Annotated in this window: 1 protein-coding gene and 1 pseudogene; both read right to left on the bottom strand. The window is 42.7% G+C overall.

Annotated features, from left to right (window positions below):
- Nucleotides 1–164, bottom strand: a pseudogene (locus R7044_RS27705) (phosphotransferase); the annotation flags it as partial.
- Between the two features lie 2 nt (nt 165–166).
- Nucleotides 167–442, bottom strand: coding sequence for a GNAT family N-acetyltransferase (locus R7044_RS27700; RefSeq protein WP_005462904.1), 276 nt, complete (start codon nt 440–442; stop codon nt 167–169).
- Nucleotides 443–534: the final 92 nt, after the last annotated feature.

Below are 534 nucleotides of genomic sequence, written 5' to 3'. Positions count from 1 at the left end.
TTAGGCAATTTGACGTGTTTTACAATGACAGAGCGTTTAGCGAATATCAGCCGAACCAATTCTCCGTAACCGCCCCAAAGTGACTGGATTACTTCGCTCGACAGCAATGCACCGAGATCAAGATCCTGGCTGATATTTTGATACAAAAGGTGGTGGTCATTCATACTCAAGCAAGAAGATGCGACCAAGCTTGGTTACGGTTGATGTAATGCGCCACATACGGGCAAACCGGTTCGATTTTATAGCCCAGTGCTTCAATTTCTGGGAGTACCGCTTCCATCATTACTTTGCCATAACCTTTGCCTCGCAGCTCTTCTGGTACGACCGTCGATGTTATGTGCATCACATCATTTTTCAACTCGTAGACCACTTTTGCTTTGAAGTCTTGCTCTAAATCAACCCAAAAGAGGCCACTTTCAGTGTCGTGAATCACTTTATGCATATCTTCTTCTCTAATTTTGTTACGGATTTATTGAATCAAACTATATCACTGAATAAAATCATTACCACGCAAAGACACCCAGTCGTTTAGTG

The sequence above is a fragment of the Vibrio sp. 1402 genome (genome assembly GCF_033340275.1).
The sequence above is the reverse complement of the archived record's forward strand: the minus strand, read 5'-3'. Positions and strand labels throughout refer to the sequence as shown.